This is a genomic window from Nocardia alni (assembly GCF_019038435.1).
Classification (GTDB): domain Bacteria; phylum Actinomycetota; class Actinomycetes; order Mycobacteriales; family Mycobacteriaceae; genus Nocardia; species Nocardia alni.
The window spans coordinates 40,730-59,830 of record NZ_JAGPOX010000047.1; the positions used below are offsets into that span (position 1 = coordinate 40,730).

General features: G+C 67.9%; 17 protein-coding genes. 9 read left to right on the forward strand and 8 right to left on the reverse strand.

Going from position 1 to position 19,101, the window contains the following annotated elements; translation table 11 throughout:
- Positions 1–196 precede the first annotated feature (196 nt).
- Positions 197–1,027, forward strand: a complete 831-nt coding sequence (locus tag JZ791_RS19430) for an enoyl-CoA hydratase (RefSeq protein ID WP_216896567.1) — start codon at positions 197–199, stop codon at positions 1,025–1,027.
- Between the two features lie 153 nt (positions 1,028–1,180).
- On the opposite strand, the gene JZ791_RS19435 is transcribed toward JZ791_RS19430, so the two are convergent.
- From JZ791_RS19435 to JZ791_RS19445, 3 genes are all read right to left on the reverse strand, one after another.
- Positions 1,181–2,725, reverse strand: a complete 1,545-nt coding sequence (locus JZ791_RS19435) for an acyl-CoA synthetase (protein WP_216896589.1) — start codon at positions 2,723–2,725, stop codon at positions 1,181–1,183.
- Between the two features lie 435 nt (positions 2,726–3,160).
- Positions 3,161–3,349 (reverse strand): ferredoxin, encoded by a 189-nt coding sequence (locus tag JZ791_RS19440; RefSeq protein WP_216896568.1) that lies wholly within the window; start codon positions 3,347–3,349, stop codon positions 3,161–3,163.
- Positions 3,349–4,668: a cytochrome P450 gene (locus tag JZ791_RS19445; protein WP_308162993.1), complete on the reverse strand. Its 1,320-nt coding sequence runs from the start codon at positions 4,666–4,668 to the stop codon at positions 3,349–3,351. Before JZ791_RS19445 ends, JZ791_RS19440 begins: the two co-directional genes overlap by 1 nt.
- Before the next feature lie 197 nt (positions 4,669–4,865).
- On the opposite strand from JZ791_RS19445, the gene JZ791_RS19450 reads away from it, so the two are divergent.
- Positions 4,866–6,002 (forward strand): acyl-CoA dehydrogenase family protein, encoded by a 1,137-nt coding sequence (locus JZ791_RS19450; protein ID WP_216896569.1) that lies wholly within the window; start codon positions 4,866–4,868, stop codon positions 6,000–6,002.
- A 147-nt stretch (positions 6,003–6,149) separates the two neighbouring features.
- Positions 6,150–7,418: an acyl-CoA dehydrogenase family protein gene (locus JZ791_RS19455; protein ID WP_216896570.1), complete on the forward strand. Its 1,269-nt coding sequence runs from the start codon at positions 6,150–6,152 to the stop codon at positions 7,416–7,418.
- A gap of 1,111 nt (positions 7,419–8,529) precedes the next feature.
- Here JZ791_RS19455 and JZ791_RS19460 read toward each other — a convergent pair.
- The gene (locus tag JZ791_RS19460) at positions 8,530–8,685 is read right to left on the reverse strand and encodes a hypothetical protein (RefSeq protein WP_216896571.1); all 156 of its coding nucleotides are present in this window, start codon (positions 8,683–8,685) and stop codon (positions 8,530–8,532) included.
- An 83-nt stretch (positions 8,686–8,768) separates the two neighbouring features.
- On the opposite strand from JZ791_RS19460, the gene JZ791_RS19465 reads away from it, so the two are divergent.
- The gene (locus JZ791_RS19465) at positions 8,769–9,359 is read left to right on the forward strand and encodes a TetR/AcrR family transcriptional regulator (RefSeq protein ID WP_216896572.1); all 591 of its coding nucleotides are present in this window, start codon (positions 8,769–8,771) and stop codon (positions 9,357–9,359) included.
- On the opposite strand, the gene JZ791_RS47210 is transcribed toward JZ791_RS19465, so the two are convergent.
- Positions 9,293–11,026 carry an XdhC family protein gene (locus JZ791_RS47210; protein ID WP_438804538.1) on the reverse strand — a complete coding sequence of 578 codons (1,734 nt, stop codon included), beginning with the start codon at positions 11,024–11,026 and terminating at the stop codon, positions 9,293–9,295. The genes JZ791_RS19465 and JZ791_RS47210 overlap by 67 nt on opposite strands.
- Positions 11,027–11,205: 179 nt before the next feature.
- Here JZ791_RS47210 and JZ791_RS19480 point away from each other — a divergent pair, with 179 nt between their 5' ends.
- From JZ791_RS19480 to JZ791_RS19500, 5 genes are all read left to right on the forward strand, one after another.
- Positions 11,206–13,605 carry a xanthine dehydrogenase family protein molybdopterin-binding subunit gene (locus tag JZ791_RS19480; protein ID WP_216896573.1) on the forward strand — a complete coding sequence of 800 codons (2,400 nt, stop codon included), beginning with the start codon at positions 11,206–11,208 and terminating at the stop codon, positions 13,603–13,605.
- On the forward strand, positions 13,602–14,477 hold the full coding sequence (locus JZ791_RS19485) for an FAD binding domain-containing protein (protein WP_216896574.1): 876 nt from the start codon (positions 13,602–13,604) through the stop codon (positions 14,475–14,477). The genes JZ791_RS19480 and JZ791_RS19485 overlap by 4 nt, the downstream gene beginning before the upstream one ends.
- Positions 14,470–15,003, forward strand: coding sequence for a (2Fe-2S)-binding protein (locus JZ791_RS19490; RefSeq protein WP_216896575.1), 534 nt, complete (start codon positions 14,470–14,472; stop codon positions 15,001–15,003). Before JZ791_RS19485 ends, JZ791_RS19490 begins: the two co-directional genes overlap by 8 nt.
- 86 nt (positions 15,004–15,089) lie before the next feature.
- Entirely contained in the window at positions 15,090–15,833 is a 744-nt protein-coding gene (locus JZ791_RS19495; protein ID WP_216896576.1) for an SRPBCC family protein, read from the forward strand.
- Between the two features lie 181 nt (positions 15,834–16,014).
- The gene (locus JZ791_RS19500; protein ID WP_216896577.1) at positions 16,015–16,854 is read left to right on the forward strand and encodes a mycofactocin-coupled SDR family oxidoreductase; all 840 of its coding nucleotides are present in this window, start codon (positions 16,015–16,017) and stop codon (positions 16,852–16,854) included.
- A gap of 100 nt (positions 16,855–16,954) precedes the next feature.
- Here the strand turns inward: JZ791_RS19500 and JZ791_RS19505 are convergent, their stop codons facing one another.
- The 3 genes from JZ791_RS19505 to JZ791_RS19515 all read right to left on the reverse strand — a co-directional run.
- Complete coding sequence (locus tag JZ791_RS19505) at positions 16,955–17,821, reverse strand: ABC transporter permease (protein WP_216896578.1); 867 nt, start codon at positions 17,819–17,821, stop codon at positions 16,955–16,957.
- Positions 17,822–17,824: 3 nt separating this feature from the next.
- Complete coding sequence (locus JZ791_RS19510) at positions 17,825–18,664, reverse strand: MlaE family ABC transporter permease (protein ID WP_216896579.1); 840 nt, start codon at positions 18,662–18,664, stop codon at positions 17,825–17,827.
- The coding region (locus JZ791_RS19515) for an Rv1363c family protein (RefSeq protein ID WP_498049402.1) at positions 18,661–19,101 on the reverse strand (441 nt) is incomplete at its 5' end. The genes JZ791_RS19510 and JZ791_RS19515, both read right to left, overlap by 4 nt.

Below are 19,101 nucleotides of genomic sequence, written 5' to 3' on the forward strand. Positions count from 1 at the left end.
TCCGGGCTGTCGAAAGCCTCCTCGAATGCGGTCCGAACGGACCGGGCCTGTGCCGGCGAACCGGCCGAACATCACATCCGGTGGGCGCCACCTTCGGGACCAGCCCGATGGCACCCCGGCAGCGGTGCCATCGTATCAGCCTGTCGAGAGTACTGTATCGCAGTATCGATAACGTGATTCTCACCGGAGGTGGCCGATGTCCGAAGTAGTCCTCGTCGACGTCGCGGATCGGGTCGCCACGCTCACGCTGAACCGCCCGGCCGCGCGAAATGCCCTCAATCGCGAGCTCATGTACCAGCTATGGGACGCCGTACGCGCCGCCGACGCGGATGCGGCGGTCGATGTCATGGTGCTGACCGGCGCGGATCCGGCCTTCTGCGCCGGTGTCGACCTGGCCGAGGCCTCGGGCCGTAGCGAGCCCTCGGCGCCCGTTCGCGCGCCCGGTGCGGGTCCGGAGCGAGATGTCAACGGCCTGTTCCGTTTTCTGCCGCCGACCGGTAAGCCGATCATCGGCGCGATCAACGGACCGGCCGTCACGGGCGGTCTCGAGATGGCCCTGCAGTGCACCTTCCTGGTGGCCTCGGACCGCGCCCGCTTCGCCGATACACACGCCCGTGTCGGCGTCATGCCCGGCGGCGGCGCGACCGTGCTGCTGGAGGCCACCGTCGGCGTACGCAAGGCACTCGAACTGTCGCTCACCGGCAACTTCCTCACCGCCACCGAGGCTTTGCGCCTGGGCTTGGTGAATCACGTGGTCCCGCACGAGGATCTGCTGCCGTTCACCCGAAAACTGGCCGCCGACATCGCAGGCAACGACCGCCATGCGGTACAGAAGCTACTTCAGCACTACCGCCGCGTCACGAACGCCGCGACCCTCGACGAGGCCCACCTCCTGGAGGGCATACTCGCCGAAACCTGGCAACCGGGCATCAGCCGAATCGCCGAGCGGCGTGCCGAGGTCACCGAGCGCGGGCGAGCGCAGCTGTCCGGCGACCCCACGAGAGGAAACCCTGACCATCCGGCCTGATCACCCGACGCATGACCTGATGCCTCGGCCGATGCCCGGCCGGGAGCCGGAGCCCCCCAGCGCGAGAACGACGGGGCCGCAATACATCCGCTGGACCCGCGGCGGGATGGCACGGCCATGGCGATGACCTGGGATGACAGAGTTCGAATCCCCTCAGATCACGAGGTTGGCGTGGCCCTCCCAGTACTGCTCGCGTAGGCGGCGCTTGTACAGCTTACCGTTGGGGTCTCGCGGCAGCTCGGTCACGAAGTCGACCGTGCGCGGGCATTTGTAGGCGGCCAGTTCCGCGTGGCAGGCGGCGATCAGAGTCGCGGCGGCGTCCGGCCCGGCCGACGACTGGTCTACCAGTTGCACAACGGCCTTCACCGACTCGCCCATCTCCGCGTCGGGCACGCCGATGACCGCGACGTCGGCGACGGACGGGTGGGAGGCGAGCACGTTCTCCGCCTCCTGCGGATAGATGTTCACGCCGCCGGAGATGATCATGTGCGACTGCCGGTCGGTCAGATACAGGTAGCCCTCGGGGTCGAGATAGCCCATGTCACCGAGGGTGCGCCAGCCCTTCGGATGGGTGGCTGCGGCCGTCTTCGCGGGATCGTGGTGGTATTCCGAACCACGTCCGCCGGCGAAGTACACCACGCCGACCCCACCCGGCGGCAGGTCCGCGCCATCCTCGTCGACGATGTGACACTCCTGTAGCGGCCTGCCCACCGACCCCGGATGACTCAGCCACTCCTCTGCGGATATATGCGTACTGCCGATATCCTCTGTGCCAGAATAATATTCGCTGATGATCGGCCCCCACCAGTCCAGCATCTGCCGTTTCACCGGCACGGGGCACGGCGCCGCGGCATGTGTGACGTCGACCAGGCTCGACAGGTCGTATCGCTCGCGTACGTCCTCGGGCAGCCGCAGCATACGAATGAACATGGTCGGCACCATCTGGGCATGCGTGACCCGGTGACGCTCGATCAGCTCCAGGCATTCCAGCGCGTCGAAGCGCTCCATCACCACGACCGTCGCGCCCAGCCGGTGCCACGACATCGAGAACACCAGCGGTGCGGCGTGATACAGCGGAGCCGGGGACAGATACACCGCGCCGTCGCTGATCCCGCTCATCAGTAGCCCCCGTGCGATGAGCACCGGACCGGATTCCGGATCACCCAGCGCCGTGGCCGGAAGCGGTTTGCGAATCCCCTTGGGCGCACCCGTCGTTCCGGACGAGTACAGCATGTCCCGGCCCTCGCACTCGGCCGAGCCCAGGGGCTCCGCCGACGAATCGCGCAGGATTGCCCGGTAATCCTCGAAACCCGGCAGTTCCCCCGCGGCGCAGATCCGCGTGGTGATTCCGGACAGGTCCAGCCCGGCGACCACGTCGGCCATCGCGCCGCTGGACACCAGTGCGGTCGCGCCGCAGTCGTCCAGAATGTATTGCACCTCGGCGGCTTTCAGATGCCGGTTGATCGGGGTGTAGTACAGCCCGCTGCGCTGCGCCGCCCAGGCGATCTCCAGGTACTCTCGATTGTTCTCCATCAGGATCGCGAGATGACCTCCCACCTCGAGCCCGCGTTGCCGCAGCGCTCGCGCGAGCCGGATGGACCGCTCCTCGAGCTGCGCGTAGGTCACCACCTCGCCGCTGCTCGCCATCACGATCGCCGCCCGATCGGGGGATCGCTCGGCGTGCCAGCGGGGTGTCATATCGGGTTGCGTCCCCGCGCCGCCCTCGCCTGTCGCGGAATCTCCGCCGGAACGGTCGTCCATCGAATCCCCACTTTCCCTCGGGCCAGCGGCGTGTGGATCCGCCCGCACAGCAATTGCCCAGCGCTACACCGTATCCCGCGCACCACACGATGCCGGGCACAGCTGTAGTATGCCGCCGTCGTGGCCAGCTCGTTGCGACTGCGCGCATTTCGACACGTCAGCTGGTCGTTCCCAGCCCGCACCCGCCTCACCGCTACGCCGGGCCGAGCGGGAGGCATCCTCGCGGCGCTCGAGGCCGACTCACCGGCTCGAGGCCGACTCACCGGGAGTGGCCCCGTCCGCGCCGAACGCCGACATCGGCGAGCGAGCTGCCACCTTGGCGTGCCGCCGACCGGAGTCCCGGTTTCGGATTCCAGCCGGCAGCACGCGACATCAGCTCAGTTCGATCGCCCGCTCGGGGCAGCAGTCCACCGCCGTCCGGACGTCCTTCTCGTGCTCCGCCGCCACCTCCGGGCTCGACACCTCCGCGTACCCACCGTCGTTGATGGAGAACACATCCGGGCACAACGTGGTGCAGATGCCGTGCCCCCGGCAGCGATCGGTGTCGATGGCTACCTTCATCACGACTTCTCCTCGGCCACATCGAATTCCAGGTTCAGGTGGATCAGACCGCGCAGCACATAGGTCGGCACGTAGCGATACTTGCGGGATCCGGCCGGTCCGTGCACGGATTCATCGATGCGAATATCGGTGGTGCGATCCAGCAGCCGCTCCAGCGCGATCCGGGCCTCGGCACGCGCCAGCGGCGCGCCCGGGCAGGTGTGCACGCCGCGGCCGAAGGCCAGGTGCGAGCGGGCATTCGAGCGTTCCGGATCGAACCGGGTGGGATCGGTGAAACGGCGCGGATCCCGGTTCGCGCCGCTGTTGACCACCATCAGGGTGGTGCCGGCCGGCAGGTCCACCGTGCCCACGGTCACCTGCTCCTTCGTCAGCCGGAAGTCACCCTTCACCGGGCTCTCGGTGCGCAGCACCTCCTCGACGAAGTTGGCGATGCGGCTGGAGTCCTCGCGCAGGAAGCGTTGCAGCTCCGGCTGTTCGGCGATCATCCGCAGCGCGGCGCTGAGCAGGCGCACGGTCGTCTCCTGACCGGCGGAGAACACGTTCGCCGCCACCCGGACCACATCCAGCACCGACGGCTGCGAACCGTCCGGGAAGGTGGCCGTCGCCAGGCTGGTCAGCACGTCGCCGCGCGGCTGGGCGCGACGGTCCTCGACATAGTCGGAGAACTTCGCGAACAGGAACTCGATCGGGTTGTGCTCCATGGCCTTTCCCTCGACGCTGCCGAGGGTGCCGCCGGGCCGGTGCTCACGCTGCAGCTGATTCAGGAACAACTCCTGATCCGCCTCGGGCACCCCGAGCAGGTCGGCGATCACGTACAGGGTGAACGGTCCGGCGAAGTCGCGGATGCAGTCACCGCGCCCGGGCTTCAGGTACTCGTCGAGCATGCGGTCGGCGATCGCCCACATCGCATCCTCGTTCTCCTTCAGCCGCTTCGGGGTGATCAGCCGCATCAGCAGCGCGCGATGGCGGGTGTGCTCCGGCGGGTCCATGGTGGGCAGCTGATCGCTCAGCGGCAGCTTGTCGCGATGCTCGGTGATCAGCGCGTCGATATCACCCACGAGCGGTACCGGGAATCCGGGGAACGGGCCGGTCACCGACATGCACGAGGAGAACCGCTCGGTGTCGTTGAGCACCGCCAGGGCCTCGTCGTATCCGGTCACCATGTACACGCCGTGGTTGTCTTCCCGGGTCACCGGGCTCTGCTCACGCAGTGAGTCGAAGTACGGGTAAGGATCCTCCAGCAGGTCCTGCCCGAGGAAGAAATCCACAGTTGAGTAGTCCCGTGCTGCGGTGTCCGAGGCTAGGTCGTCCGAGGCCACTGATGCGCTCCCTTTGGTCTGCGACGGACCCACCTCGTGCGGCGATGTCCGACAAATTGATTCCACGGACGCCCAGGGACGACCGTTGCGAGAATCATACTCTCCTTAAATGATGATACGATTCTCGTCACAGGATCGGGAGTCGTCAACCGATGGCCCCACCCCACCACCCCGTCCGTCGCCGGAGGACCCAGCGCATGAGCCCAGACATAACCGCCGACCAGCAGTTGTTCCGGCAAACCACTCGCGAATTCCTCGATCGTACGACGCCGATCTCGGTGATCCGCGAACTCGGCGAGGCTGCGACGGGTTTGGACCGGGCCTGGTGGACGCGGGGCGCGGAGCTGGGGTGGACGGCCATGCTGGTGCCCGAGGCGCTGGGCGGCGGTTCGGTCTCGGGTCGCCCCCTGACGGAATTGGCCCTGGTCGCGCAGGAGTTCGGCCGCACCTGCGCCCCCGGACCGCTCATCACGACCAGCGCCGTCTTGGCGGGGCTGTTGACGGCCGGGGAGGCGCCCACCGACCGGGACACCTTCGCCGAACTCATCGGCGCGATCGTCGCCGGGCACACCGTCGCCGCGTGGGCGCTGTACGAGCCCGGCCGCGGCCTGGACCTCTCCGCGCCCGGCACCGGCGTTCGGGAGGACGGCGGCGTCCTGCGCGTCACCGGTGTCAAGGATCGGGTCGAATACGGCGCCGAGGCCGATATCTTCCTGGTCACCGCGCACGGGCCGGATGGTCCGGTGCAGCTGCTGGTGCCCGCCGACTCGACCGGCGTGACGGTCACCCCGGTACCCTCACTGGACCTGGTCCGCCACACCGCGCGGGTCGAATTCACCGATGCGGTAGGAACTCTCGCGCACCGGGGGCCGATCGCCGTCGCCGCCACGCGCACCCAGCTCGAGGTCGCCGCCGCCCTGACCGCGGCAGAATCCGCCGGCGCGGCACAGCGCGCCTTCGACGCCACCGTGGCCTGGATGTTCGATCGCTACACCTTCGGCCGTCCACTGGCTTCCTACCAGGCGCTCAAACATCGCATGGCGGACAACAAGACCTGGTTGGAGGCCTGCCACGCCACCGCCACCGCGGCGGCCGCGCTCTGGGACGACGACCGGGCCTCTGCCGCCGAGGCGATCGGCGTCGCCAAATCCTATGTGGGCGCGAAGACTCCGGTCATCGTGCAGGACTGCGTGCAGATTCACGGCGGCATCGGCGTCACCTGGGAGCACGACCTGCACCTGTTCCTGCGGCGGGTCACCGTCGGCCGCGCCCTCTACGGCACCCCCGCCGATCATCGCCGCAGAATCGCAGAGCTGCTGCTCACCGCCGCATGATCACCCGGCCCCGCTCGCAGACGTACTCGACCGTCACCCCGGCGCGGGTGCATCCGCGGCCGTCAGCTCGGCATGCTGTCGACCGGGATTCACCGAAATCCATTGCTCGCCGATGGATTCCAACGATTTCAGAGAGGCAGTACAGCGATGCCTATCGACCGTGACACCACCGATCGTGAGCCCTCCACGCCCGCATCCCCGGACATCGAGCCCGTCGCCGAATTCGGCGAACGCGCACGGCGCTGGCTGAAGGAGAACCTGCCGCCGTCGACGGGCCGGTACACCGGTGTCGACGACGAGGCCATCTGGGATCGTGCACGGCAGTTGCAACGGCTGCTGTTCGACGGCGGTTTCGCGGGAATCTGTTTCCCCGAGGAGTATGGCGGCCAAGGGCTTACGCGCGAACACCAGCAGGCGTTCACCACCGCGTCGCTGCCGTACGAGATGCCGCTGGTGCTGAATGTGCCGACGCTGGCGATCTGCGCGGCGACCCTGCTCGACCTCGGCACCGAACAACAGAAGCAGACCCACCTGTCCGCGGTGCTGCGCGGCGAGGAGATCCTGGCGCAGTTCCTGTCCGAGCCCCGGGGCGGATCGGATCTGGCCGGGCTGACCACCCGCGCCGATCGCGACGGCGAGGACTGGGTGCTCAACGGCTCCAAGATCTGGAGTTCGGGCGCGTACGCCGCCGACTACGGCCTGTGCCTGGCGCGCACCGACTGGGAGGCCACCAAGCACCACGGCCTGTCCATGTTCCTGGTGCCGGTGCGGGCCCCCGGCGTCACGATCCAGCGGATCCGGCAGGTCACCGGGTCGACGGAGTTCTGCCAGGAATTCTTCGACGATGTGCGCCTGCCCGCCGACGCGATGATCGGCGAGCCCGGCGGCGGCTGGCCCGCCGCGCGGCGACTGCTGTTCCACGAGCGTTCGGCCATGGGCGGCACCTCGCCCTACACCAGCGGCGCCCGCCCGCACCTGGGCGCGGACGTGAGTTCGCTGGTGGACATCGCCCGGTCGGCCGGGCGCCTGGACGATCCCGCGGTGCTGGAGCAGATCGGTGAGGCGCGCGCGATGAACGTCGTGCGCGATCAACTCGTCGACCGCGTCTCCCGCGCCATCGAATCCGGCGGCCTGCCGCCCGCGGCAGGCGCGATCGTGCGCCTGTTCAGCGCCGAGAACGCCGGCCTGCAAACGGATTTCGCGGTAGAACTGGCCGGCGCGGCGGTCGCCGCCGAAGGTCCCGGCGCACTGACCTCCTCGATCGGCCTGGACTACCTGTTCCGCGCGGCCTGGAGCCTGGCCGGCGGCAGCACCGAGATGTCCCGCAACCAGATCAGCGAACACATCCTCGGCATGCCCCGCGAGGCGACGGCCGATCAGGGCGTGCCGTTCAGCCAGGTGAAGCACGGACGCTGAGGACGCGGCAGGCCGCGATCAGCCATGCGCGTAGTGAGAACCGGCCTCCCGCTACATTCTTCGGGGGTGTTCGTCCGTTTCCGGACTTTCGAGCACGCAGAATGTAGCGGTAGGCCGGGCCGTCGTATCGAGGGGTGCGCACCTACCGATAGTGGATCGGATGGGGCCGCCGGTGATCATGGTTCATCCGGTGGCTGTGCCGGTGTCGATCCGGCCGGTGCCAGCCGTGCAGCGACGCGACGAGGTATCGACCAGGGAGCCAGCCGAGCATAGCGTAGGCAAGGCCCATGACTTACGCCCAGAACATGGCCGACCCAGATCATGCTGGGGGTGTGGATGTTTCGTCTACGAGGCAGTAGCGGGAGATGGTGCGAGACGATCCGGCCTCCCGCTACATTCTGCGGGCCGATTCGTAGGGTCGGGCCCAGTGCGGCCGGGTCGCCCGGCAGGAAGTCGATGTAGTGGATGCCGTAATGCATCGGAAACCGGATTTTTGAGGCCTGAAAATGCAGCGATAGGCCGGATTGTCCTTCGCATGGTGGCATGGAGTCGGCTTGCAGAGTGCGGTTCGTGTGGTGTCGCGCGCTAATGGTGGGATGCGGGTGCAGTGCTGGGTCGGTCGCGGAGAACCGGCCTCCCGCTACATTTTTCGAGCGAAATCGTCCGAAACCGGCGTCTCGAGGCGGAAAAGTGTAGCGATAGGCCGGGGTGTCGTTCGCGTTTGTGGTGCGCAGTAACTCACAGTGTGCAGTTCGACCTGGTGGCCGGGCAGGTCGTGAGCGCTGCGACGGTCCGCATAGGAGAACCTGCCTCCCGCTGCATTCTTCGGGCGAAATTGTCGGAAACCAGAGTCTCGAGGCGGAAAATGCAGCGAAAGGCCGGGGTGTCCTTCCCGTGGCGATGTGCAGTCGGCTCGCACTGTGCGGCGTGGTGACGGCCGCGCACTGACGTCATGGGCGCGGTGCCGGGTCGGCATCGCGGCGAGCGGCTTGGAGAACCGGCCTCCCGCTGCATTCTTCGGGTGTAATCGTCGGAAACCAGAGTCTCGAGGCGGGAAAATGCAGCGATGGGCCGGTCACACGCCCTCGACCTGAGCACATCGAGGCTTGGATCATGCTGCCGTCGGTTCGGCGCGGTAGTCCTGCCGTCGAATCGGCGCGATAGTCACGATCCAGAGACGGTGTTGTGTGCGAAGCGGGACGATCCGGGTGTTGTGACGGCGCGGCCACTGCTCGGCGGAGCGCTGGACGGTGGTGAGCCCGGCCATACAGGGGCTCCTGATGACGCAGAACGCCGCCGCTACCATGATCACCGAGTCCCTGCCTCGGGCTCGGCTAGGAGGTGTGACCGATGGCAGCGCCGCGCAGGATCGGCGGGCCCGACGGGAAGAATCGCGGTGCGCTGCTCGATGCCGCCGAGGAGTTGATGTTGCAGGAGGGGTATGCCGCGGTGACCTCGCGTCGGGTGGCCGAGCGAGCCGGGTTGAAAAGCCAGCTCGTGCACTACTACTTCCGGTCGATGGACGATCTGTTCCTGGCGATTCTGGAACGGCGGGTGGACACCGCGGTGTCGCGGCAGGAGGAGTTGCTGCGCACGGATCGGCCGCTGCGGGCGCTGTGGCGCTTCAGCACCGATCCGGCCGATGTGCGGATCACCATGGAGTTCGTCGGGCTGTCGTCACATCGCCCGGCGATCCGGGACGCGGTCGCCCATGCGGCACAAACCTTCCGCCGCATGCAGATCGAGGCGCTCGCCGAGATCGTGAAGGACAGCGACCTGGACACCGAGCGGTTCCCGGTCGGCGCGCTGGCCGTCGCGCTCACCGGAATGGCTCGCACGCTCGTGCTGGAAGAGGCGCTCGGGCTGAGCGACGGTCACGCGGAGGCCCTCGCGGTGATCGAACGCGAGTTGGGGATGCTGGACGGCGAATCCGAGGCGTGAATGGGACGATCGGTCCGCGAGAGCGGCTCGGCCGAACCCCCGTGCCGCGCCGCGACGATCTCGGCGCCGATCGCCACCGCCGTCTCCTCCGGGGTGCGCCCGCCCAGATGCAGGCCGATCGGTGAACGCAGCCTGGACAATTCATCCTCGGACACGCCCGCCTCGAGCAGGCGCGTCCGGCGCTCGACGTCCGCACGGCGCGCGCCCAATGCGCCCACATAGGCCACCGGCAGCCGCAGTGCCATGGTCAACACCGGGATGTCGAATTTCGGATCGTGCGTCAGCACGCACACCACCGTGCGTGAATCCACTTGTGTACCTTCCAGATACCGATGCGGCCACGCCACGACGATCTCGTCCGCGTCCGGCATCCGGGTGGCGTCCAGGAATGCCGGGCGCGCATCGCACACGGTGACGCGATACCCCAGCAGCCGCCCGATACGACACAGCGCGGCGGCGAAATCCGTCGCACCGAAGATGATCATGCGCGGAGGCGGGGCGAACGACTGCACGAAAACGGTCACCTCCTCCGGACCACAACCGACCACACGCAGGCCGTTCTGCCCCAACTCGAGCATCGCACGGGCCTGCACCGCGATGGCATCATCGCCCGGCCCAGCACCGAACTGGTACTCGACGCCCCCGTCCGTTACAGCAACTGTATGCCGCACAGGCCCCTCGCCGAGCACGACATCCGCACCCTGCGCGACGCCCGCATCCGGCCGGCCAACACGCCCCCTCGCCGCTCCCCCAGCCGGTGCGGTGCCCTCGACCCGCACAGAAACACCATCGTTCACAGCACCCCTGTCCTCCCCGACACACCTGCTCCCCACACCATCCTGGTCTTTCGCGACACCCCCGTCCCACGCGACACCTGTGCGCTCAACCCGTACATCACCCTGGTCACCCGCAGCACCGCAGTCCACCACAGCCCCCGGAGACCCCACTCCGGCCGCCTCCTCTGTCGCGGCAGTCCTGCTTACGCCAACACCCCCGCCCAGCGCAGCTCTGCAACCCGTCGCAGCAGACTCCTCCAACACCGCAGTGCTCTCCAGCACGGCAGCCCCCTCCAGCACGGCACTGCCCTCCAGCACCGCAGTCCCCTCCAACACGGCACTGCCCTCCAGCACCGCAGTCCCCTCCAACACGGCACTGCCCTCCAGCACCGCAGTCCCCTCCAACACGGCACTGCCCTCCAGCACCGCAGTCCCCTCCAACACGGCACTGCCCTCCGGCACGGCGTTGCGCGCATCCGCGCCGACAATCCGCATAGCTCCAGTCAGCACATCTCGTACGAGGGCCACGGGGTTGTGGGTGTGCAGGGCTGCTTCGATGATTGCGAACTGCGGTTGGCGCACGGGGTGTACCAGGACCTCGATTCTGCCGCCGCACGTGAGGCCTACCTCGAAATCGTCGGCGTCGGCGGAGGTGTAGCCGAAGGTTTCCAGGATCGTTGTGCCGGATTCCAGGGCCTGTCGGCACAGCTCGTATACCGCGCCCTCGACGCAGCCGCCGGATAGGCTGCCCGCCACCTCACCGGCAGAGTTGACAGCCATGGTGGCGCCGACCGGGCGGGGGGCGCTGCCGGTCACGCCGATGATGGTGGCCAGGGCGTAGGGCGTGGCCGCCGCATGCCAACGTGCCAGGGGCACAGCCAATTCGCGCATGAGAACACACTTCTCATTCAGAAAGATCTACATTCTCGTACAGAGCATAGCCGCTATTGACACCCCTGGAACCAGAATGTTAAACAAGTGCACAGCATCCGCGAACGACAGCCGCGATTCCCTGCCTCACCGCCGCTCACGATGCACCCGACCACCGACGGTTTCCGCCGCCGAGGTGAATGGAGGACGAGCCCGATGAGCGGATCGACAATCCCCCGCACGGTATCCCGCTGGCGGCGACCGTGACCGAAACAACCACCGTGCCAACCGGTATCGTCGGCACCAGCGTCCCCCGGGTGGAGGATCTGCGATTACTCACCGGAGCCGGGGAATTCGTCGACGACGTGCGCCGTCCGGGCATGACACATGCCCATTTCGTGCGCAGCCCACTCGCCCGCGCCCGGATCCTGAGCATCGACACCTCCGACGCGCGCGCCTTGGACGGCGTGCACGCGATCTACACCGCCCAGGATCTGACCCCTGACGTGCACGAGGTGGTCTACCCCCTCGACATGCCCGGAATGCCGCCCGTGCCCCGGCCGCCGCTGGCCGCCGACGAGGTGCGGTTCGTGGGCGATCCGGTCGCGCTCATCGTCGCCGTGGACCGCTATGTCGCGGAGGACGCCGCCGAACTCGTCGTCGTCGAATACGACCCGCTGCCGCCGGTAGTCGACTACATCACCGCCGCCGAATCCACCGAACTGGTGCATCCCGAATGTCCGGGCAACCTCGCCGGTGCGATGGGCGGCCTGCCCGCATCGCAACTGCAGCCGATCTACGACCGGGCCGCGCATGTCGTGCGGCAAGACGTCTTTCAGCAAGCGTACGTCCCCGCGCCGATGGAGACCCGCGGGCTGATCGCGGAGTGGTCCGCCCCGACGGGCGAGCTGACCGTCTGGGCCTCAACACAATCCGCGCACGGGATGCGCGGATTCAGCGCCCGGCTGCTGGGCATCCCCGAGCACAAGGTCCGTGTCATCGCCCGCGACACCGGCGGCGGCTTCGGGCAGAAGGTACTGCCGATGCGCGAGGACATGTGCGTGCTGCTCGCGGCGCGGCGCCTGCGGGGCGCGGTGAAATGGATCGAGGACCGTCAGGAGAACCTGATGTGCGCCGGGACCGCCCGGCACGAACACGGCCAGGCCCGCATGGCATTCGACGCCGCCGGGCACATCCTGGCCGCGAGCATCGACTACGTGCAGAACGTGGGCGCGTACCCGGTCCCCTCGCCGCTGACCGCGGGCATCGCCGTCGGCATGCTGTTCCCCGGCCCCTATCGCATTCCCGCAGCGAGTTTCGACGCGAAGTTCGTCTACACCAACACCGTCGGGCGAGTGGCGTACCGCGGCCCGTGGCAGTTCGAATCGGTGGCACGCGAGCTGTTACTGGACACCGCGGCCCGGCAGATCGGTATGGATCCGGCGGACCTTCGTCGGCGCAACATGATTCGGCGCGAGGACCTGCCGATGGCCAACCCGAACGGCATGCCCTACAGCGATATCACGCCACTGGAGACCCTCGAACAGGCGCTGGAGCTCATCGGTTACGACACGTTCCGCGAACAGCAGCCGCGCGCCCGCGACCAGGGCCGCTACCTGGGCGTCGGCACCTGCACCTACGTGGAGCCGACCGCGGGAGCGATACCGTATCAGGCCACCGAGGGCGCGACCATCCGGATCGAACCGTCGGGCGCGGTCAACGTATACGTGGCCGGTGGTTCGTGCGGAAACAGCCTGGAAACCACCGTGATTCAGCTGACCGCCGACGCGCTCGGCGTGGACTTCGCCGACGTGCACACGGTGCAGGGCGATACGGCCGTGACCCCGTTCGGCGCGGGCACCGGCGGCAGCCGCTCCGGCCCGATGACCGCGGGCGCGATCGCCGAAACCGCCGCGGTGCTGAAGGATCGCATCGTCGCGATCGCGGCGAAACGGTTCGGCACGGATACCGCGGAGGTGGTGTTCGAGGGCGGCCGGGCGCGGGTGCCTGGGCTGCCGGATACCGAGCTGTCGCTGGCGGAGATCGCCGATATCGCCTACTTCCAGCTCGATTCGCTCCCGGCGGGCGTGCCACCGGGGCTGGAGGCCAGCGGGCGCTTTCGCGCTGCCGCGCCGATGATCTGGGCCAACGCCACCCACGCGTGCACCTGCGAGGTGGATCTCGACACCGGCCGGGTCACCCTGCTGCGCTACGTGGTGAGCGAGGACGTCGGGCCGATGATCAATCCGAATGTGGTGGCGGGCCAGGTATTCGGCGGCACGGTGCAGGGCATCGGCGGGGCGCTGTACGAGAACCTCGCCTACGACGAGGACGGCAACCCGGTCGCCACCACCTTCATGGACTACCTGCTGCCCACCACGACGGAGGTTCCGGTGATAGAACTCGGCCATATCGAGACACCGAGCGCCGGGCCCGGCGGATACAAGGGGGTGGGCGAGGGCGGCGCGATCGGCTCGGCCCCCGCGGTGATCAACGCGGTCGCCGACGCCCTGGCCCCGCTGGGTGTGGAGCTGAGCAGGCTGCCACTGACTCCGGCCACCCTCGTCGACCTGATCGACCGGGCGCGGAGCCGGGCATGAAACCCGCGGCATTCGAGTACCACGCGCCGGACACCGCCGACGAAACCGTCGCCCTGCTGGCCGAATTGGGTGACGAGGCGAAGGTCATCGCCGGCGGGCAGAGCCTGATGCCTATGCTCGTGATGCGCCTGGCGGTGTTCGAGCATCTGGTGGACCTGCGCCGGGTGAGCGAACTGCGCGGCATCACGGAGCGTCCGGACACCGTGTGGATCGGCGCGGGCACCACCCACGCCGACGTGGGACGCGCCGCGCCGGTGCAACGTTCGGCCCCGCTGCTGTCCCGCGCCACACCGTTGATCGGGCACTTCCAGATCCGCAACCGGGGCACCCTGGGCGGATCGATCGCGCATGCCGACGCGGCCGCCGAGTATCCGGCCGTCGCGCTGGCCCTGGACGCGGAATTCGAGACGCTCTCGCCGCGCGGACGCCGAACCCTGTCCGCCGCCGAGTTCTTCACCGGGCTGTGGAGCACCCGGCTGGAGCCGGACGAGTTGCTCACCGGGATCAGCGTGCCGCGCCCAGCGGGGCGCTACGGCTGCGCCATCGAGGAATTCGCCCGCCGCAGCGGTGATTTCGCGATGGCCGGTGCGGCGGTGACGATCCGCCTGGACGCCGACTCACGGATCGAACGCTGTGCCATCGCACTGTTCGGGATGGGACCGATACCCGTGCGCGCGACCGATACCGAGGCCTCGGCACTCGGCAAACCCGCCCAGGACATCGTCCCGCAGGACGTGGGGCACAGCGCGACACGATCCCTGTCGTCGATCCCGTCCGACCTGCACGGGTCCGCGGAGTATCGCAGACGGCTCGGCGCCCATATGGTCGCCCGAGCGTGGTTACGGGCAGTCGCGGAGGCGAGCAATGACTGAGCACGACCCCACCGAGATCTCGATCAGGGTGCGCGTCAACGGGATCGGGCGACGCGACCACGTGCCGGCCCGGCTCACCCTGGCCGACTACCTGCGCACGCGGTGTGAACTCACCGGAACCCACCTGGGCTGCGAGCACGGGGTCTGCGGAGCGTGCACGATCCTGGTGGACGGCGAGGCGGTCCGGTCCTGCCTGATGTTCGCGGTCCAGGCCGATGGTTCAGAGATCACGACTGTGGAGGGCCTGGCCGCCCCGGACGGCTCCCTCTCGCCGGTGCAGGCCGCGTTCCGGACCCATCACGGCCTGCAATGTGGTTTCTGTACACCGGGTTTCGTGGTGTCCGCGACAGCGTTCCTGCGTGAGCATCCGACCCCCTCGGATGCCGAGATCGCCGAGGCGTTGTCCGGCAATCTGTGCCGCTGCACCGGATATCAGGGAATCCTGAAAGCCGTTCGCGAGGCAGCGGATTCGATACACGAGACGCGGGCGGCCGCCCCTGCGGACACCGACGCCGTCGCGGGCTGAGGCGAACGAGATGCGCCCGGAATACACACTCGGCCTATCCGCCACCAGCCGCGGCGCGCAGACCGTCGCGCTCTGAAGGGACCCGTATGCAACTCGACAATTCATTCAGCATTCCCGTCCCCGCCGCACAGGCCTGGCCGGTACTGCTGGACCTGGAGCGCATCGCGCCCTGCGTCCCCGGCGCGACGCTCACCGGGCGCGACGGGGAGGGCTTCCTCGGCCGCATCAAGGTCAAACTCGGTCCGGTCGGACTGTCGTACACCGGCACGATCCGGGTCGTCTCCGCCGACGAGAAGGCCGGCGTGGCCGTGCTCGAGGGCGGCGGGCGCGAGACCCGCGGCAACGGTACGGCGAAGGCGACCATCACCTGCCGCCTGGTCGAATCCGGTGACAACACGAATGTTTTCGTCGAGACCGACCTGAACATCACCGGTAAGCCAGCGCAGTTCGGGCGCGGCGCACTGGCCGAGGTGGCGGGCACGCTCATCGGGCGGTTCGCCGAGAACCTCGCCGCGGAGATCACGGCCGGAGCGCAGGATTCCGCGCAGAGCCCCGAGAGTCCAATGCCCGCCGCAGATCCGTCTACTCACGACGTCGATACATCGTCCCCGGCCAGGCTCAGCTCGACACCCCACGCCCTCGGCGTCACCGTGGCGGCGAACCCCGCGAGAACCGCGCCGGCGCATCGCGCCCCAGCCGAGCCGATCGACGTGCTGGCCGCCTCCGGCATCGGCCGTATCACGCTGTACGGCCCGGTCCTCGCCGTGATCGCACTGCTGTTGATCGTGCTGCTCTCCCGGCGCCGTCACGGACACACGTCCGAAGACTGACTCGTGCCACGTGATCTCACCACAGCACGGTCCTCTCCAGCGCATCGGCATCCGCCGCTCGCGCACAACAGATCTCGTCATTCCCGCGTGCTCGAGGCGGGAATCCACCGACGTGTCCCAGGCGCCGATGGAGCCCGGTACGCCGGGATGACCGATCGCCCGCTCAGAAAGGAGCATTCACATGACCGGACGAGTAGAGGGCAAGGTCGCCTTCATCACCGGGGCCGCGCGCGGTCAGGGGCGCAGTCACGCGGTGCGGCTGGCGCAGGAAGGGGCCGACATCATCGCCGTCGACGTGTGCAAGAACGTCAGCGGCAGTGACGCCATTCCAGGGTCCACGCCCGAGGATCTGGCCGAAACCGCCGACCTGGTGAAGAATCTCGGCCGCCGCATCGTCACCACCGAGGTCGACGTGCGGGACTTCGACGCACTGAGGGCCGCGGTCGACAGTGGTGTGGAGCAGTTGGGCCGCCTCGACATAATCGTCGCCAACGCCGGTATCGGCAATGGCGGTGCGACGCTGGACAAGACCAGCGAGCAGGACTGGCAGACCATGATCGACATCAACCTGGCCGGCCCGTGGAAGACCGTGAAAGCCTCTGTCGGCCACCTGCTCTCGGCCGGCAACGGCGGTTCGATCATTCTGACCAGCTCGGTCGGCGGACTCAAGGCGTACCCGAACACAGGGCACTATATCGCCGCCAAACACGGCGTGGTCGGGCTCATGCGGGCGTTCGCGGTGGAGCTGGGACAGCATTCGATCCGCGTCAACTCGGTGCACCCCACGAACGTCAACACCCCGATGTTCATGAACGAGGCCACCATGAAGCTGTTCCGCCCCGACCTGGAGAACCCGGGCCCGGAGGACTTCAAACCGGTCGCGCAGTTCATGCACGTACTTCCGGTGGGCTGGGTCGAGCCCGTCGATATCAGCAACGCCGTGCTGTTCCTGGCCTCGGACGAGTCCCGGTACGTCACCGGCCTGCCGATGACGGTCGACGCGGGTAGCACGCTGAAGTAGCAGGCCGACCAGCGTTCTTCGACGCCGGCCACCCGCCACGGCGGGTGGCCGGCGTGAAAAAACGGTGTTCGGTGACGGCCGCGCCGCGTGCCGGCCGGTCTTACCCGCTCAGTCGCGCCCCAGCGTCGAATCCCCAGAGTGTCAACGTCATCAGCAGGTTCACGCAGATCATCACGGTGATGCTGGCTCTCATGGCGCGTCCGGCGGCGATGCCGACGCCCTCCGGGCCGCCGGTGGAGTAGAAGCCGTAGTAGCACTGGATCGTGGTCGTGATGATCACGAAGACAACGGCTTTCAGCAGCGAGTACACCACGTCGCTGGTACTGAGCACCATGCGGAAGTAGTGCTGGTAGGTGCCGGGAGAATCGTCTCCCGCCACGCCGATGGCCAGTTGCACCGCAAGGAAGTTCACGACCAGACAGACCATGTACAGCGGCACGATGGCCGCGATCGATGCCATCAGCCGGGTGGTCACCAGGTACGGGATCGAGCGGATCGCCAGGGCTTCCATGGCGTCGATTTCCTCGGCGATCCGCATCGCGCCCAGCTGCGCGGTGAAGCGGCAACCCGCCTGTGCGGCAAAGGCTATCGAGGCCATGATCGGCGCCAGCTCGCGGGTGGAGGCGGTCGCGGCGATCAGTCCCGTGGCCGGGCCGATGCCCAGCAGCTTCAGCGCGCTGTAGCCCTCGATGCCGACCAGTGCGCCCGCACTCGCGCCGAGCACGACGATGATCCCGGCCGTGCCGCCGCCGACGATGAGCGAGCCGTTGCCCCACGTCACCACCGAGATCAGCCGCAGCAGCTCGGTGCGATAGTGCCGCAATACGAGCGGTATCGAGGCGAGTGCACGAAAGAAGAAGGTGGCCATGTGGCCCAAGCGCATCACACCGCGCGCAGGGGGACCGGTGACGGCGCCTGCGACGCGCACGACCCGGCCGAGATTCAGCGGATAATATTGTGCGGCCATGGTTTACAACGTCTGCCGGGGAAACAGCATCGTATAGAGCTGTGTGAAGCCGACATTGACCAGCATGAGCAGCACGATGGAGGCGACCACGGTGGCGTTCACCGAATTCGCCACACCGCCCGGTCCGCCCTTGGTGCTCAGGCCCTTCTGGCACGCGACGACCGTCACGATGAGCCCGAAGACCACGGCCTTGACCAGTGCCAGGTACATATCGCCCATGGTGGCGAACGACGAGAACGTGGCCACGAAGCTGCCCGGCGTGCCGCCCTGGACGTACACGTCGAACAGATAACCCGCGAGGAATCCGACGAACGCGCTCAACCCGGTGAGCCCCACCGCCACAAGGATTCCCGCTGCCACCCGGGGCACGACCAGCCGCCGCAGCACCGGCACGCCCATGACCTCCATCGCGGCGATCTCCTCACGGATCGTGCGCGAACCCAGATCCGCGCAGATCGCCGAGCCCACCGCGGCGGCCAGCAGCATGGCCGTGACCACGGGCGCGGCCTGGCGGATGTCGGCCAGACCGCTGGCCGCACCCGCGAGCGAGGTCGCGCCGACCTGTCCGGCCAGCAGTCCGAATTGGATAGACAGCGTCGCGCTGATGGGCAGGGCGACCGCGATCGTCGGCAGATACGAGGTCTTGATCATGAACGCGCACTGCCGCACGAACTCGCCGAAGGCGAACCGGCCGGTCACCACGTCGATAACGAGGTACTGGAGCGCGCGCACGCCCAGAATGAACTGGTCGCCAACGGTTTCCAGTGACGCGATCGGGTGGCGACGCAGATAGCCCCGCCCCCACCGGCCGATGAGTACGGCCGGCGACTCCGGGGTGCTCACACCATCTCCACATTCGAGGCCAGCCAGTGCCCGCCCGCCCGCACCATCGTCATCATGACCCTGCTGCGGTCGATCCGCGGATCCGGACTCAGCGAATTGGTGACCTGCTGGTCGACGAACAGCATGACCTGCACACGATCCCGGCTCGCCGACATGATGCTGGCATCCACGACCGTCCCCTTGCTGACCGCCTTGTTCTGCACCAGCATCGACTTCAGCTGATCACTGGACTTGGCGTACATATCCTTGAAATCACCTGTCGCACCGTTCAATACATCGGTGAAGTTCTGATCGATATGCCCCGAGTCGATGCTGGTGAGCGTGACCGCATAAGTCCGCGCGGTAGCCTCGGCCTGCCGCGCGGACGCGTCCACCGCATCCCGGTCATGCAGTTTCCACCCGAATACCGAGGCCATGGCCACGGATGCGATCAGCAG